Source organism: Streptomyces sp. NPDC001828, assembly GCF_042892175.1.
Lineage (GTDB): Bacteria > Actinomycetota > Actinomycetes > Streptomycetales > Streptomycetaceae > Streptomyces.
The window spans coordinates 17,256-32,354 of sequence record NZ_JBIATV010000022.1; the positions used below are offsets into that span (position 1 = coordinate 17,256).

The following is a 15,099-nucleotide window of genomic DNA, read 5'->3' on the forward strand; positions in this document are numbered from 1 at the left end:
CCGGCGTGCCATTCCGTGTTGAGATGCGGATCTACTCAGCAGCTCGATGGCGCGCTCGGGGAGGGCAACGTGGCGTACACCGCCATGTCTGGTTCCGGAACGACTGCAGATGACGGGGATCCGCTCCAGACGGCGATATGGCGGCTGCGCTCACGCGGCTGTTGGGCGGACGCCGCCGCCCTGCTCGAACCGCATGCGGGAGTACCGGCCCGTGCCCTGCAACGCACCGCCCTGCTGACCGAGCGCTGTGTGTACACCGAGACGGGCTGGGCGGAGGCCGACGAGGCGCTGCGCGGCGCCGAGGCCATGGCCCGCAGCGACGAGGAGCGCGGCGCCGCCGCCTGCGAGCGCGGCTATCTCGCTTACGCCTCAACCCTGTTCGGGGTGCGCGACCGGGCGGACGAGGCACGCTCGGCGTTCGGCCGGGCCGCCGCCCTGACCGCCCCGGCCGGCCGGGGCCGGGCGCTGCTCGACTTCCGGCGCGGGCTTCTCGCCGAGAACGTGGCCGACGCACCCCAGGCCGCCCGCTCCGCCTACCGTCGCGCCCACGAGGGCGCCGCCGCCCACGGCGACACCCTGCTGCTCTCCTTCACCTGGCGCCATCTGGCCGGACTCGCCCTGCGCGACGGGGAGTTGGCGGAGGCGCGGCACGGCTTCACCGAGTCCCTGCGCATCCGCGAGGAGCTCGGCTACCTCATCGGCACGGCCCCCGCGCTCGCCGCGCTCGCCGACACCGAGGAGGAGCCGGTCTCGACCCGGCTGCGCACGGAGGCGGCCCGCCTGGTGCGACTGCTCGGCGTCCCCACCTGGCTCGCGGCCCATCTGGGGGCCGCTCCCCCGCGCCCCGCCGAAATCTGATATCGCGTCAATTCCTTTGCCCGGCACGACACTTACGCCGTTCTTGGCCCGGCCCCGCGCCGCACTCACGCCCGGGAGCGGGCTCTCAGAGCGCCGAGCCCGTGAAGTGTTCCCGCACCAGCGACTGGACGACCGGCAGGTTCTGGGCACACAGGGCGTCGAGCAGGGCCAGGTGTTCGGCGGCGTCGGCCACCAGCTCACCGCGGCGGGCGACCGGCGCCGCGGTCAGCGGCCACTGCGCGCGCCGGTGCAAGTCGTCGGCCACCTGCACCAGTTGCTCGTTGCCGGCCAGCGCGAGGACCGCCCGGTGGAAGGCGCGGTCGCACTCGGCGTAGCCCGCCCGGTCGCCGGTCGCGGCGGCCTCGGTGGTCGCCTCGGCCAGCGGGCGCAGCTCGGCCCAGCGGGCCGCCGGGACCGTACGGGCGAGCCGCAGCATCACCGGCACCTCGATCATGGCCCGCACCTCGGCGAGCTCCGCGAGCTCGCGCGGGCTGCGCTCGGTGACCCGGAAGCCCCGGTTCGGCACGACCTCGACGGCGCCCTCGATGCTGAGCTGCTGCATCGCCTCGCGCACCGGGGTCGCGGACACCCCGAAGCGCTCACCGAGCGCGGGGGCGGAGTACACCTCGCCGGGGACCAGGTCGCCGTCGACCAGGGCGGTGCGCAGGGCGGCCAGTATCTGCCCGCGTACGGAGTGGCGGTGGACGGTGCGGGGCCGCGGCTCTACGGCGCGGGGGGACGGCGGCTCGCTGTGGGTGTGCTCGCCGCGCGCGCCGGCGAGGTGCCCGGCCTCCCGGGCCTGGCCCGGAACCCTGGGTGACCCGTACGGAGGCACCGTCGCCTCGCGCGCTCTGCCCTGCTCCACCCCGGCCTCCTACGGCTCCGCTGCCCCCACAGACCATAGGCGGACAAAGCGCGAGTTCAAACATCGCCGACATCGGCTAAGGTAAGCCTTACCTGTCAACGATCGTGATTCGGTGGTCCCGCATGACCGTCTCCACCTTGCTGGCCAGCCCCGCGCCCAGCCCTGTCGCCCCCTCCTATGCCCGGCTCGCCGAGGTGTACGCCGGTCTGGGCATCAGGGAGCTGTCCGCGACGGAGCGGGTGCCGAGCGGTGCGGGCTGGGTCGGCGCGGCGGAGCTCGCAGCCGGCGGAAGGGCCCTGGACGCCTTCCTCGCCTGGGACAACGCCCAGGTCGTACGGGACTACGGACACCAGGCCCGCCCCGATGTCATCGCCTCGTTCGGCTTCCACCGCTACGCCTGGCCCGCCTGCCTCCTGGTGACGGTGCCGTGGTTCCTGCACCGCCGGGTGCCGCGCGTCCCGGTCGCCGACGTGGCGTTCCAGCGAACGCTCGGTCAAATCGCCGTACGGGTAAGGGAATTCGCCTGCCTGCCGGACGACCCGGCCGCCGAACTGCCCGGCGCCCGCGTGGTGGCGGACGAGGAGGCCCTGCGCGGTGAGGTGCGGGACGCGGTGGCCGAGCACATCGGGCCGGTGCTCGACGGGTTCGGACCGCGCATGCGGCGCGGCCGGCGGGCGCTGTGGGGCATGGCGACGGACGAGATCGTCGAGGGGCTCTGGTACGTCGGGGCGCTGCTCGGCGAGGAGCCGCGCGCGATGACCGAGCTCGACGCGCTGCTCCCCGGCACCACGAAGCCGTACGTGGGCACCCCGGGCTTCCGCGACCTGACCGCGCCCGACGGGCGGCGCCTGCCGACCCGGGACCGGGCGAGCTGCTGCTTCTTCTACACCGTGCGCCCCGAGGAGACCTGCGTCACCTGTCCGCGCACCTGCGACGCCGACCGCGCACGGATGCTCAGCGCCGCATCCTGACTCCATGCCACCCGTAAGGGTGAGCGCCAGTCGAACCCAACTCGCGCGCCGGGCACGGCAGTTCGAGCTATCTCCCCCTATCCGACTGCCCTCGCACTCCGTTGGCGTCCTCTTGCCCCGAAACCCCCTGCCGCCCCGGGCGGCTGGAGCAGTATGGCGGCCGATACGCCCTACGCGATGCAAGGGACACCGCATGCGACTGACCGACATATCGCTGGACTGGCTGCTTCCGGGCGGCGTGATGATCGTGGGGGTCGTCGTGGCTCTGGTAGTGCTCGCGCGCGGCAAGCGCACCGGTGACAGCGCCACCGGCGACGACTCCTGGGAGCGCAGCGAGGAGCGCCGCAGAAGGAAGGAGGCGGTGTACGGCACCGCTTCCTACGTGCTCCTGTTCTGCTGCGCGGCGGTGGCCGCCGCGCTCTCCTTCCACGGTCTGGTCGGCTTCGGCCGGCAGAACCTGAATCTGACGGACGGCTGGGAGTACCTCGTACCGTTCGGCCTCGACGGTGCGGCCATGTTCTGTTCCGTGCTCGCGGTGCGCGAGGCCAGCCACGGTGACGCGGCCCTCGGCTCGCGCCTGCTCGTGTGGACGTTCGCGGGCGCCGCGGCCTGGTTCAACTGGGTGCACGCGCCGCGCGGCATGGACCACGCGGGTGCCCCGCAGTTCTTCGCCGGCATGTCGCTCTCCGCGGCGGTGCTCTTCGACCGCGCGCTGAAGCAGACCCGCCGGGCGGCCCTGCGCGAGCAGGGTCTGGTGCCGCGGCCGCTGCCGCAGATCCGGATCGTCCGGTGGCTGCGTGCTCCCCGGGAGACCTTCGGCGCCTGGTCGCTGATGCTCCTGGAGAACGTGCGCACCCTGGACGAGGCGGTCGACGAGGTCCGCGAGGACAAGCGCACCAAGGAGGAGAACAAGCTCCGCAGGCGCGACCAGGAGAAGCTGGACCGGGCGCACTTCAAGGCGCTCAGCCGGCAGAACCGCTCCTGGGGACGGAACAGGGGCGGCGGCCGTCAGGTCGACGTCCAGGGCATCGGACCGGGACCGGGCTCCGCGCAGCCCAAAGCTGTCGCGGAGCCGGCCATAGCAGAGCCGGGACAACTGCCCCTGCGCAACCGGCCCTCCCTCCAGGCCGTCGGGACCGCTGAGTCCCCGGCGGCCAGGACCGTCGATCTCACCGCCGAGGACGACACCCAGGCGTTGCCCCGGCTCGACTCATTGGAGCGCAAGCTGAAGGACCTTGAGCAGCAGTTCGGCTAGCGGAAAAGGGCGCGCGCACCAGCCGCACTCCCCGGCACGGGTGAGGACGGCCGGCAGCCGCGCCGCCCGGCACGGTCGAGGACGGTTCAGTACCGGGCCGCCCCCTCACCGAGCTCGAACCAGACGACCTTTCCCCGGTCGTGCTCGTGGACGCCCCAGGCGTCCGCGAGTGCCTGGACGAGCACCAGCCCCCTGCCGTGCGTGCCGTCGTCGGACGACGGCGCGTACGGCGTGGGCAGCGCGGCCACGAAGTCCTGTACCTCTACGCGGAGTCCGGCCTCGCCCACCGTCACCGTCACGACGGCTCCCTGTCCGGTGTGGACGAGGGCGTTGGTCACCAGCTCACTGGTGAGCAGTTCGGCCACGTCCGTCGCCTCCGCCTGCGGCGAGGCTCCGAGGAGTTCCCGCAGTGCGTGGCGTATGTCCCGCACGGCGCCCAGATCCGACTGTCCCACTCTCCTGCACAGCAGACGCTGGTCCCCCTGCTGCGCATCAGGTGTCCGGACGGGCCCGCTCCCCGCGGAGCCGAGTCCTGCCTGATGCCCTGTCATAACCCCCACCTGCACGCTGTGACGACCTTTCCCCCTCGAACACGCACACGGGATGCATGCCCCACCGGGCCACGGTCACGCATGGTGATTCCGCAACGACCGAAAGGGACTTCGTTCGGTGGGCCGCACCGGGAGAGCCCGGGCACGACGGCCGACCGGCGGTCGGAGGACGCCGCGCGGAGGCCATGCGCCGCCTCGTGCGCCCCGCGCAACACGCGGCCCGGAGCCGCCCGCCCCTCTCCGTCCGGCCCGCACCGGGGCCGGGCCGCTGCCCGTCGCCGAGGCGTTGACGGCGGCATACGAGCCGTTCGAGGCGGCACGAGCCGAGGAGCGGCCGTGCTCAGACGAGCCGGTTCCGGATCGAAGGAAGGGTGCCCGGGAGGTGGCCGGGACCCAGGGCCGGAGCGGTCCTCGGCACCGGATTTACCGGCGTCCGCGCGGGGTTCCTGGGGCAGGGCCCGGTGTGCGAGAGCGCGGCGGCTTCCGTGGAGGGGCGTCCCCCTCGGCAACCGGCATATCCCGGAGGCAGCGCAGGCCACGCCTGCGGAGGGGGTCGCACTCCCCCGGGAGGAGTCCGCCGATCCGGCGATCCCGCACACCTGAGAACCGACCCCGCCAGCGGACGGGACGGCCGCGGGCCATCGGCCGATCCACCGACACGGCCCTGCCGAACTCGCCGTATTCAAAGGGTGGTTGAGGTACTGGGCGCCCCACGCGGATCCGCCGGCTGAGCCGATGTACGGGCTCGACGGTTGTGGAAGGCGGAACTGCCGCATCCGTCCCACGACGACCCGTCCGGCCCGTCGATCCCGCGCGTACACCACGAGAGGCGCGAGGCGTACGCACGGTACGCGGGGAACCGGAGGGCGTCGTCGCGGCGGCCCCGCCGGGGCCCGGCCGCCGCCCGGACCGCTCCGGGCCGCAGTGCTGCGCACCGGCCCGCGCGGGCACCGCTCAGTAGGGCACGGTGCCGCACCAGGTCTCTGCCCAGGCCGAGGCACCGTACTTGTTGGCCGCGCGCATCGAGACACAGATCTCGTCACCCGAGAAGGGGCCGTTGATCGTGTAGTTGGTGCCCCCGCTGGAGTAGATGGTGTCGACGCTCTTCTTCGTGAAGTTGCTGCCCTTGTTGGTGTAGTGGATGTCGTAGCGGGTCGCGCCGGAGACCGTCGGCCAGCTCACCGCGATCGGCATGGAACAGGCGCCGACGCAGCTGTTGGTGTACTCGAGCTTGTAGGCCTTCATGTCGGCCGGCGGGGAGCCCGCCGGCGTTCCGGAGGACCCGGACGAGTTCGAACCGCCGGACGCGCCCGCCGAACCGGAAGCCCCGGACGAGCCGGACGCGCCCGAGGAACCGGAGCCGCCGCCGGCGCCACCACCGGCACCCTTGGAGGAGCCGCCGCCCCCGGGCGAACCTCCCGGGGTGCCGGCCGGCGGGGCCGAACTCCCGCCGTTCGCCGCCGTGTTCTGCCCGTCGGCACCCTTGCCGTCCGGGCCCTTCGTGCCGTCCTTCGCCTTGTCACTGGCTCCCGGGGAGGGCGAACCGCTGGGCCCGCTGGGCGAGTTGCTCGTGGAGGGCGTGGCGCTGGCGGCGGGTCCGGTACTCGCGCTCGCGGCGGCACTGCTGCTCGGCGGCTGGGCGTGCGCTTCGTTACCGCCGTCGCCGGCGAAGGGCTGGAGCACCGCGATCGTGCCGCCGCCGACGGTGAGTACGGCGATGACGGGCAGCACGACGAGCCTGCGACGGCGGCGGGTCCGCCGGGGCTCCCGGGCCGTGGCGGAGCCGACCGCCACGACGCCTTCGGCGGGGGTCCCGGGCGGCGGCCGCAGGCCGATGGTGGCCCGGTCCACGGGCGCCTCCCGCAAGGGCGTCGCCTCGGCGTCGAGCAGGCGGGCGGACTGCTGGGCGAGGCGCGCCACGATGCGGGCGGGCAGCCAGTCGCCTCGCGCTCCGCTCGGCCGCGTCCGCTCGGGGTCGGCCAACAGCTCGTCCACGGACGGGCGTTGATCGATGTCCTTCGTCAGGCACCGGGTGATGAGCGCGCGCAGCGAGTCGTCCTCGACACCCGTCAGATCGGGCTCGCCCTCCACGATCTGGAACATCACGGCGTGCTGGTTGCTGGCTCCCTGCCCGAACGGCAGCTGCCCGGTCGCCGCATAGGTCAGCACGCACCCGAGGGTGAACACGTCGCTCTTGGCCCCGGCGCTCTGGCCGCGCACCTGCTCCGGCGACATGAAGCCGGGCGAGCCGACCGCCATCCCCGTGCTGGTCAGCAGGGACTCGACGGACGTCCCAAGGGCCCGCGCGATCCCGAAGTCGATGACCTTCATGCCGTCCACGGTGAGCATCACGTTGGACGGCTTCAGGTCGCGGTGCACGATGCCCGCGCCGTGGATGTCCTTGAGCGCCCTCAGCATCCGCTCAACGAGGGCGTGCAGGGACGCGGTCGGCAGCGGTCCGTAGCGCCGCACGATCTGTTCGAGGGAGAGCCCGGGGACGTACCCCGTGGCCACCCACGGCGGCTCGTCGCCGGGGCCCGCGTCGAGCACCGGCGCCGTGTAGCGCTCCCCGACCTTGCGGGCCGCCTCGATCTCCCTGCGGAAGCGCGCCCTGAACTGCTCGTCGGACACGTGCTCCTCGTGCACGACCTTCACGGCGACGGTGCGGCCGCTGTCCGAACGTGCCAGGAACACCCGCCCCATACCGCCCGCGCCGAGCCGTCCGAGCAGCAGGTAAGGCCCGATGCGCGCGGGGTCACTGGCCGCGAGCGGCTTGATACCCCCGTCGACGTAATCGTCCTTCTCGCCGCGTCCGTCCCCGTTCGTACCGCTCATGATGGTGTGGCTCCCCCGGCCCTTCTCGCCTGGTCATCGGCGCAACTCCGCTGAGCGTAGTCGCTGTTGAGGCGCCGAGTGAAGGCGAGGACGCGGGGGCGGGCGGGGCGGTTCCGTACGGTCGGGCGGAGCGGTGGAGTCCGATTCGCCCCCGGCCCGGGCTGGGGCCCCGGGCGTCAAGGCCTCGGCACGTTGCGGAGGTTGGAGCGGGCCATCTGGAGCATGCGGCCCACTCCGCCGTCGAGGACGATCTTGCTCGCGGAGAGCGCGAAGCCCGAGACCATCTCGGCGCTGATCTTCGGCGGGATGGAGAGCGCGTTGGGGTCGGTGACGATGTCGACGAGCGCCGGGCCCTTGTGCCTGAAGGCGTCCTTGAGCGCGCCCGCGAGCTGCCTGGGCTTCTCGACCCGCACCCCGTAGGCCCCGGCCGCCCGGGCGATGGCCGCGAAGTCGGGGTTGTGGTTGGTCGTCCCGTACGAGGGCAGACCGGCGACCAGCATCTCCAGCTCGACCATGCCGAGCGAGGAGTTGTTGAAAAGCACGATCTTCACGGGCAGGTCGTACTGCACCAGGGTGAGGAAGTCGCCCATCAGCATCGAGAAGCCGCCGTCGCCGGACATCGAGACGACCTGGCGGCCGCGGTCGATGAACTGGGCGCCGATGGCCTGCGGCAGCGCGTTCGCCATCGAGCCGTGGCTGAACGAGCCGATGATGCGGCGCCTGCCGTTGGGCGAGATGTAGCGGGCCGCCCAGACGTTGCACATGCCGGTGTCGACCGTGAACACCGCGTCGTCGTCGGCGAGTTCGTCCAGGACGGAGGCCACGTACTCGGGGTGGATCGGGACGTGCTTCTCCACCTTGCGGGTGTAGGCCTTGACCACGCCCTCCAGGGCGTCGGCGTGCTTCTTCAGCATCTTGTCGAGGAACCTGCGGTCCGTCTTGACCTTCACGCGCGGCGTCAGCGAGCGCAGCGTCTCCCGCACATCGCCCCACACCGCCAGGTCCAGCTTCGAGCGGCGGCCGAGGTGTTCGGGGCGCACATCGACCTGGACGATCTTCACGTCGTCCGGCAGGAAGGCGTTGTACGGGAAGTCGGTGCCGAGCAGGATCAGCAGATCGCACTCGTGGGTCGCCTCGTAGGCCGCCCCGTAGCCGAGCAGGCCGCTCATGCCGACGTCGTACGGGTTGTCGTACTGGATCCACTCCTTGCCGCGCAGCGCGTGACCGACCGGGGACTTGATGCGCTCGGCGAACGCCATGACCTCGGCGTGCGCCCCGGCGGTGCCGCTGCCGCAGAACAGGGTGACGCGCTTGGCCCCGTCGATGAGGGCGGCGAACTTGTCGATCTCGGTGTCACCGGGCCGCACCGAGGGCCGGGACGTCACCAGGGCGTGGTCGATCGCCTTGTCGGGGGCCTGCGCGGAGGCGATGTCGCCGGGCAGCGAGAGCACGCTGACCCCGCCGCGGCCGATCGCGTGCTGGATGGCGGTCTGCAGCACGCGGGGCATCTGCTGCGGGTTGGAGATCAGCTCGCTGTAGTGGGAGCACTCGCGGAACAGCTGGTCGGGGTGGGTCTCCTGGAAGTAGCCGAGGCCGATCTCCGACGAGGGGATCTGCGAGGCGAGGGCGAGGACGGGGGCCATCGAGCGGTGCGCGTCGTACAGGCCGTTGATGAGGTGGAGGTTGCCGGGCCCGCACGACCCCGCGCACGCGGCCAGCTCCCCGGTGAGCTGCGCCTCGGCGCCGGCCGCGAAGGCCGCGACCTCCTCGTGCCTGACCTGGATCCAGTCGATGGCGGGGGTGCGGCGAATGGCGTCGACGACGGGGTTCAGGCTGTCACCGACGACTCCGTACAGCCGCTTCACGCCCGCGCGGGTCAGGATGTCGACGAACTGCTCTGCAACGTTCTGCTTGGCCATGGGTCCATCAACCCATGGCCTTCGCCGTTACGCCTCCCAGACCGCGACCGCCGTACGGTCGTCGGCGTACCCCTTCACCCTGAGCTGGACGTCGGCCAGGAACCCGGCGAGGCCGGGCGGCTCGGGGGCGGCCCAGCGTTCGGCGAGTTCCTTGGCGAGGGCCGCCTCGCCGCGCAGGGGCTCGGCCAGGCCACCGCTGCACAGCAGGAGGGTGTCGCCCGGCCGGGCGACCGAGGCCCGGAAGCGGAACGGCTCACCCGGCGGGGCGGGCGGGTCGATGTAGGGGCGGGCGGGCTCGACGGTGCCCAGGTCCATGGTGAGGCGGTCGCCCTGCTCGGTCTCGGCGGGCGCGGAGCCGAAGCCGACCACCGGCTCGCCCCGGGCCTGCCCCGGCTCGGGCACGGCGGGCTCGATGTCCTGCCACACGCCGCCGCGCAGCCGGAACAGGCCGCCGTGGCCGACACCGAAGAACACCCGGGTGCGGCAGGCGGGGTCGGCGGAGAGCAGCAGACAGCGCAGGTTCGCCGTGTACTCCTCGGGCTCGGCGCCGAGCTCGGCGGCGCGCGCCCGCAGCATTCCGTAACTGCGGTCGGTGAGCCGGTGCAGGCCCGACTTGAGGTCGCCGCGCCGGCCCGCCCTGATGTCCTCGGCGAGCCGGGCGTGACTGCGGCCGATGGCGCCGCCGATCCAGTGACAGGCGTCGGCGGCGGCGAGCTGCGCCCGCTCGCTGGTGCGTACGCCGCTGGCCACGGCGACCAGGACCAAGGCGTTCTCGCCGGAGCCGAAGCGGGCGGTGAGCAGCGCGTCGCGGCGCGGCTCGCCCCGGTAGCGGGCGGAGTCCCCGCGCGAGGAGGCGGCCCGCAGGACGTAGGCGCCGTAGCGGGCGCCGTCGAGGACGGTGTCGGCGACGAGGTCGTCGAGTTCGTCGGGCCGGGCGGCGGGCAGCGCGGTGGGCTCGGCATCGTAGGTGGGCGGCCCGTCACCCACATGGCCGGTACGCGGCCGGGGCACCGGCGCGAAGCGCTCGGGTGGCGCGGTCTCGGGCGGCGCGAACTGTTCGTCGGGCGCGGTGACGGGTGGGCCGGACGCCCCCGTGCCGGGCGTCCGCAGGCTGCTCGGGGCGTTCACGACCCGGCGCCCGTCGTCGGCCGCGCGGGCAGGTTCGGGCGGGGCGGTGATCGGCGCCGCCCCCTCCGCCCAGCCCGGCGGCAGCTCGGGCACGGGCTCCGTCGGCGGCGGCGGAGCCGAGGGCACGGCCTCCCACCAGGCGGCCGGCCTTCGCGGCTCGGCCGGGGTCTCGGGCGGCTCCCAGGGGGCACGGGGGCGGGGCTCGGGTGGCGGGGCGGGTTCCGCGGCTGCGGGCGGTTCGGGTTGGGGGGCTGCGGGCGGTGTGGGCTCCGCGGCTGCGGGCGGCTCGGGTTGGGGGGCCGGGCGTTCCGGTGCGGGCGGGGGCGCTGAGGGCTCCGGGGCCGCCGCCTCCGGTACGGCCGCATCCGACAGGGGCGCCTCCGGTACGGCGGTCTCCGGTACGGGCGCCTTCGGTACGGCGGTCTCCGGTACGGCCACGTCCCATGCGGGCGCATCCGGTACGGGCGGATCCGGTACGGGCGCATCCCCCGAGGGTGAACCCACCGTGTCCGACGCCGAGTTGAAGCGGTCGTCCAGGCTGTCGCGCGAACCGTCGGGACCGGCGTCCGGGGCCGACTCGTCGTACAGCCGGTTCCACCAGTCGTCGTCCCGGGTCGGCCTCTCCCCCTGCTGACTCATGCCCTTATTGTCCACCGCTGGAGGCGTACGAAAACGGGGCATCGGGAAAATGTGCTCAACGGACAAGTGTGGCAACGGCAGAAAAAAGTCCGCCGGGCGTCCCCACCCCCCACGGGGAGGACACCCGGCGGACCGTCTGTGTGGTGAACGCGGTTACCGCACCGCGTATGCGTTCACCACGGTCTGGGTGACCGAGTTGCCGTTGGCGTCGGTCAGTTCGGTCTTCAGGGTCACGCTCTTGGCGGCCGCGCCCGCGTGGTTCACCGTCGCGGTCCAACTCGCGCCCTGGTGGCCGGACTTGGCCTCGGTCCAGGTGGTGCCGCCGTCGTAGGAGTACGACAGCTTCGCCGAGACCAGGGCGGCGGGGGTGTAGCCCGCGTGGCCGGTGGCGGTGAGGGTGATCCTCTGGCCGTCGGCCGCCGGGACCGTCTTGAGGCCGTCCTCGGGGATGGCGTACCGGGGGAAGAGCAGCGGGATCCCCTGCGAGTACGCCTTGTCGTCGAGGTGCGAGCGGAACTTCCAGCTCGTGACGACTTCCTGGGACCGCTTCCAGACCGAGCCGGAGGGACCGATCTTCTGGTTGTCGCTGACGAGCTCGTACGCCGCGTCGTCCGCGGGGACGGTGAACACCCCCGACGGCCAGCCGCTGCTGTCGTAGTCCTCGCCGTTGCGGCGCAGCAGCAGGGAACCGATGTCGCCGAACGAGCCGGGCTGGGCGCTGTGCTGGGAGTCGCCCCACATGTTGGGGGCGAAGCCCATCAGGTTGCCCTGGCGCTCGGCGGCGAGCAGCGGCTTGCCGCTCGCGTCGCGTCCGGCGTCGGGGCCGACGACCCCGTCGTACCAGCTCTCGGCGGTCTGCTTGCCCGCCTGGTACGCCTTGGCCGGGGACAGCATGAACTCGCCGAAGGGGAAGCTGGACGAGACGAAGTGGTCCCAGGTGGTGCTGCCCGCCGTGTAGTACTCGGTGCGGGTGGAGGGGACGGCCACCAGGTCGATGCCGGAGACGCTGACGGGCCCGGCGCCGTTGGGACGGTAGGCGGCGACGCCGTCGATGAAGTCGGCGGGCACGCCCATCGAGTGGTACGTCGATGCGTTGCGGCCGAGCTGCGCGTCGCGCACCCGGTAGGTGCGGTCGGAGCCGAAGCCGCCGTCCTCCTGGAAGCCCAGGTTGTAGACGTAACCGCTCTTCGCGGTGGCCTTCCAGCGCAGCGTCACCGGGCCGCCGGCCAGGCGGTCGGCGAGCGCCTTGGCCTCGGTGGCCTCGACGGCGAGGGTGGGCAGCGGGCCGCCCGCGAAGCCGTACGTGGGCAGCCAGCGGCCGGCCGAGGGGCGGTGCACGACGAGGGCCGTGGCACCCGCGGCCTTGGCGTCCTTGCCCAGGGTCAGGGCCGAGGCGTTGTCGTCCGGCACGGCGACGAAGGCGATCTTCCCGCTGACGCCGGCCGCCTTGAGCTCGGCCGGGGTGCCCTTGCCCGCGTCGACGAGCGGGGCCCGGCCGGTGCCGTCGAGGTTGTCGGAGCCGATGCTCGCGGTGAGCGGGTGCAGGTCCGGGCCGCCGACCGCGCCGAGCTTCTCGAACTGCGGGGCGTACGCGCGCCAGTAGCTGCCGAACTCGAAGTCGCCGTTACGGGCGTCGCCCTGGACGTCGGCGAAGTAGTCCTTGATCAGGCGGGATCCGCTGACGGAGCCCGAGTGCAGCCACTGGCCGCCCCAGGAGCGCGCGAAGTCCAGCGTCGTGGTGCGGACTTCGGCGGGCCTGTCGGTCTTCACCGTGAGCCGGTGCGCCGTGCGGGCGTCCAGGACCAGGGTGGTGTCCTTCTTCAGGTCGAGCTGCGGGCGGCCGAGGTAGCTGACCGAGCCGATGTTCGTGCCGGTGGCGTCCGACGGGTCGGCCGAGGCGACGAAGGACGACACGAAGTAGGCGCCCGGGCGAAGCCGGTAGACCTGGTCGGCGGCGCCCTCGTTGAAGCGGCGCTCACCGGTCGCGGTGTCGGTGCCGATGACGTCGAGCGAGGAGGCGCCGGCGGCGGGCCTGCCCTGGCGGTCGACGAGCTTGACCCGCAGGGTGACCGTCTCGGGCTCGACGTACAGCGAGAACGGGGTGGAGACCTTCACGCCGTTCGCCGTGGCGAGCACGCGGCCGGTGACGTCCCCGTACTGGGCGGCCTTGAGGCGGGCGGTCGGGTCGATGGCGAGCGGCACCTTGACGGTGGCTCCGGCCGGGACGGTGACCGATCGTGAACTCAGCTTCGCCACAGTGGAGTTGACGGCAGAGCCGTCGTTCCCGGTGACGCCCGCGACCTGGAGGTCGAGCTTCACCGTCCTGTCCGAGACATTGGTGTAGGGCACGGAGACCGTGGTGCGATCGCTCTTGTCCTGCGGCCAGTTGAAGGTGCCGGCCTGCACGGCGGGCGCGCCGAGCACGGTCTCGTCGATGGCGGCCTTGACGTCGAGGCGCCCACCGCCGGTCTCGCGCACGTCGCCGGGTATGCCGCTGTTGGCGGAGGAGACGAGCGCGGCCTTGATCTGCTGCGCGCTCCAGTCGGGGTGGCGCTGCTTGACGATGGCGGCGGCGCCCGCGACGTGCGGCGTGGCCATCGAGGTGCCGGACATGGTCTGGTACGCGTAGACGCCGCGGCCGCCCGCGTTGGCGGCGGAGATGCCGACGCCGGGGGCGGTGATCTCCGGCTTCAGGGTGTGCGTGAAGGGGGCCGGGCCCCGGCTGGAGAAGCTCGCGGTGGTGTCGTCGCGGTCGACGGCGCCGACGGTCAGGACGCCGGGCGCGCAGCCGGGCGAGGACACGGTGTTCAGGGCCGGGCCCGAGTTGCCGGCCGCGATGACGAACAGCGTGTGGGTGGCGCTGGTCGCCAGTTCCTGCGCGGCGGTGCTCATCGGGTCGGTGCAGTCGGTCGGGACCGGGCTGCCGAGCGACATGGAGACGACGTCGGCCTTGTTGTCGACGGCCCACTGCATGCCGGCGATGATCCACGAACTGTCGCCGGAGCCCGAGTCGTTGAGGACCTTGCCGACCAGCAGGTCGGTGCCGGGGGCGATGCCCTTCTTCTTGCCGTCGCTGGCCGCGCCCGAGCCGCCCACCGTGGACGTGGTGTGGGTGCCGTGGCCCTGGCGGTCCTCGGTGTCGGGCGAGTCGGTGAAGTTCTTGGAGGCGGTGATGCGGCCCTTGAGGTCGGGGTGTTCGGCGTCCACACCGGTGTCGAGGACGGCCACCTTGGTGCCCTTGCCGTCGTATCCGGCGGCCCAGGCGAGGTCGGCGCGGATCTGCTTGGCGGACCGGTCCAGGGAGGCCGTCACCTTGCGGTCGAGCCACAGCTTCTTAACGCCGGAGGCCGACCGGGTGCGGGGGCTCGTGACGTCCGCCCACACCTGGGCGGCCTTCGTCTTGTCGGCGCTCAGCGCGATGCCGTTGACGGCCGGCAGGCTGAGCCCGGCCTTCGCGCCGCGCGGCACGGCCGGGGCCGAGCGCGCGGTGGCGTCGCCGTACACCGCGATGAGCGGGAGCGACTTGGTGTGCGCGTCGTCGTAGCCCTGGCGGATGAGCCCGGAGACGTTGAACAGTTCCTCGTCGACCTGGCCGGCGGCGAGCGCTCCCGCCGCGTCGTCGGGGTAGACGTACAGCTCGTCGCCCGTCCGCCTGGTCTGGACGAGCGGTACGGAGCCGTCCTCGCGCGGCAGCGCGGTGATGCCGGTGGGCGTGCCGGAGCCGTCCCTGCTCACCACGACCTTGTCGCCGGTGACGAGGGTGACGGTGGCCGGTGTTCCCGTGCTGCTCGCGGCGCTGCCGACGAGCGGTCTCTTGGCGGTGTCGGCTGTGCCGTCGGTTCGTGGCGCTGCCACGGACGGCGCCACCGCGGTGACGGCGAGGGCGGCGGCGGTCGCCACCCCCAGAGCCGTACGCGATATCGGGCGCATCGCTCTCCCCAGATCAATCCGGACCAAAAGGCACCTCGCGCAAAGAGCGCAAATGCCCTGTGTCCAGAGGCTGTTGGTGCTGCGGTGGCTCGACATTGGCAGAGCGGCGGCCCCTCCGGGGATGATGTTGTACGGCGGGTTTGCGCCG

Annotated in this window: 9 protein-coding genes; 3 read left to right on the forward strand and 6 right to left on the reverse strand. The window is 72.9% G+C overall.

All coding sequences use genetic code 11. The annotated features are described in order from the left end of the window. The first annotated feature begins 84 nt into the window (after nt 1–84). On the forward strand, nt 85–858 hold the full coding sequence (locus tag ACFYZA_RS38460) for a hypothetical protein (RefSeq protein ID WP_382590720.1): 774 nt from the start codon (nt 85–87) through the stop codon (nt 856–858). An 85-nt stretch (nt 859–943) separates the two neighbouring features. Here the strand turns inward: ACFYZA_RS38460 and ACFYZA_RS38465 are convergent, their stop codons facing one another. After that, nucleotides 944–1,723 carry a GntR family transcriptional regulator gene (locus tag ACFYZA_RS38465; protein ID WP_382590552.1) on the reverse strand — a complete coding sequence of 260 codons (780 nt, stop codon included), beginning with the start codon at nt 1,721–1,723 and terminating at the stop codon, nt 944–946. Between the two features lie 122 nt (nt 1,724–1,845). Here ACFYZA_RS38465 and ACFYZA_RS38470 point away from each other — a divergent pair, with 122 nt between their 5' ends. Both ACFYZA_RS38470 and ACFYZA_RS38475 read left to right on the forward strand, forming a co-directional pair. After that, nucleotides 1,846–2,694, forward strand: coding sequence for a (2Fe-2S)-binding protein (locus tag ACFYZA_RS38470; RefSeq protein WP_388494909.1), 849 nt, complete (start codon nt 1,846–1,848; stop codon nt 2,692–2,694). A gap of 193 nt (nt 2,695–2,887) precedes the next feature. After that, nucleotides 2,888–3,949, forward strand: coding sequence for a DUF2637 domain-containing protein (locus ACFYZA_RS38475; protein WP_382590558.1), 1,062 nt, complete (start codon nt 2,888–2,890; stop codon nt 3,947–3,949). A gap of 86 nt (nt 3,950–4,035) precedes the next feature. Here ACFYZA_RS38475 and ACFYZA_RS38480 read toward each other — a convergent pair whose 3' ends face one another. From ACFYZA_RS38480 to ACFYZA_RS38500, 5 genes are all read right to left on the reverse strand, one after another. Next, on the reverse strand, nt 4,036–4,404 hold the full coding sequence (locus ACFYZA_RS38480) for an ATP-binding protein (protein ID WP_382590561.1): 369 nt from the start codon (nt 4,402–4,404) through the stop codon (nt 4,036–4,038). A gap of 1,050 nt (nt 4,405–5,454) precedes the next feature. Continuing rightward, nucleotides 5,455–7,335 (reverse strand): serine/threonine-protein kinase, encoded by a 1,881-nt coding sequence (locus ACFYZA_RS38485; protein WP_388494910.1) that lies wholly within the window; start codon nt 7,333–7,335, stop codon nt 5,455–5,457. A gap of 176 nt (nt 7,336–7,511) precedes the next feature. Then, nucleotides 7,512–9,254 (reverse strand): pyruvate dehydrogenase, encoded by a 1,743-nt coding sequence (locus ACFYZA_RS38490; protein WP_382590567.1) that lies wholly within the window; start codon nt 9,252–9,254, stop codon nt 7,512–7,514. A gap of 27 nt (nt 9,255–9,281) precedes the next feature. Next, nucleotides 9,282–11,021, reverse strand: coding sequence for a protein phosphatase 2C domain-containing protein (locus tag ACFYZA_RS38495; RefSeq protein WP_388494911.1), 1,740 nt, complete (start codon nt 11,019–11,021; stop codon nt 9,282–9,284). A gap of 153 nt (nt 11,022–11,174) precedes the next feature. After that, nucleotides 11,175–14,951 (reverse strand): S8 family serine peptidase, encoded by a 3,777-nt coding sequence (locus tag ACFYZA_RS38500; RefSeq protein WP_388494912.1) that lies wholly within the window; start codon nt 14,949–14,951, stop codon nt 11,175–11,177. Nucleotides 14,952–15,099 lie beyond the last annotated feature (148 nt).

What these genes read in the sequence shown, in the direction of transcription:
- ACFYZA_RS38460 (WP_382590720.1), top strand. Translation starts at nt 85, where the DNA reads ATGTCTGGTTCCGGAACGACTGCAGATGACGGGGATCCGCTCCAGACG.
- ACFYZA_RS38470 (WP_388494909.1), top strand. Translation starts at nt 1,846, where the DNA reads ATGACCGTCTCCACCTTGCTGGCCAGCCCCGCGCCCAGCCCTGTCGCC.
- ACFYZA_RS38475 (WP_382590558.1), top strand. Translation starts at nt 2,888, where the DNA reads ATGCGACTGACCGACATATCGCTGGACTGGCTGCTTCCGGGCGGCGTG.
- ACFYZA_RS38485 (WP_388494910.1), bottom strand. Translation starts at nt 7,335, where the DNA reads ATGAGCGGTACGAACGGGGACGGACGCGGCGAGAAGGACGATTACGTC.
- ACFYZA_RS38490 (WP_382590567.1), bottom strand. Translation starts at nt 9,254, where the DNA reads ATGGCCAAGCAGAACGTTGCAGAGCAGTTCGTCGACATCCTGACCCGC.
- ACFYZA_RS38495 (WP_388494911.1), bottom strand. Translation starts at nt 11,021, where the DNA reads ATGAGTCAGCAGGGGGAGAGGCCGACCCGGGACGACGACTGGTGGAAC.
- ACFYZA_RS38500 (WP_388494912.1), bottom strand. Translation starts at nt 14,951, where the DNA reads ATGCGCCCGATATCGCGTACGGCTCTGGGGGTGGCGACCGCCGCCGCC.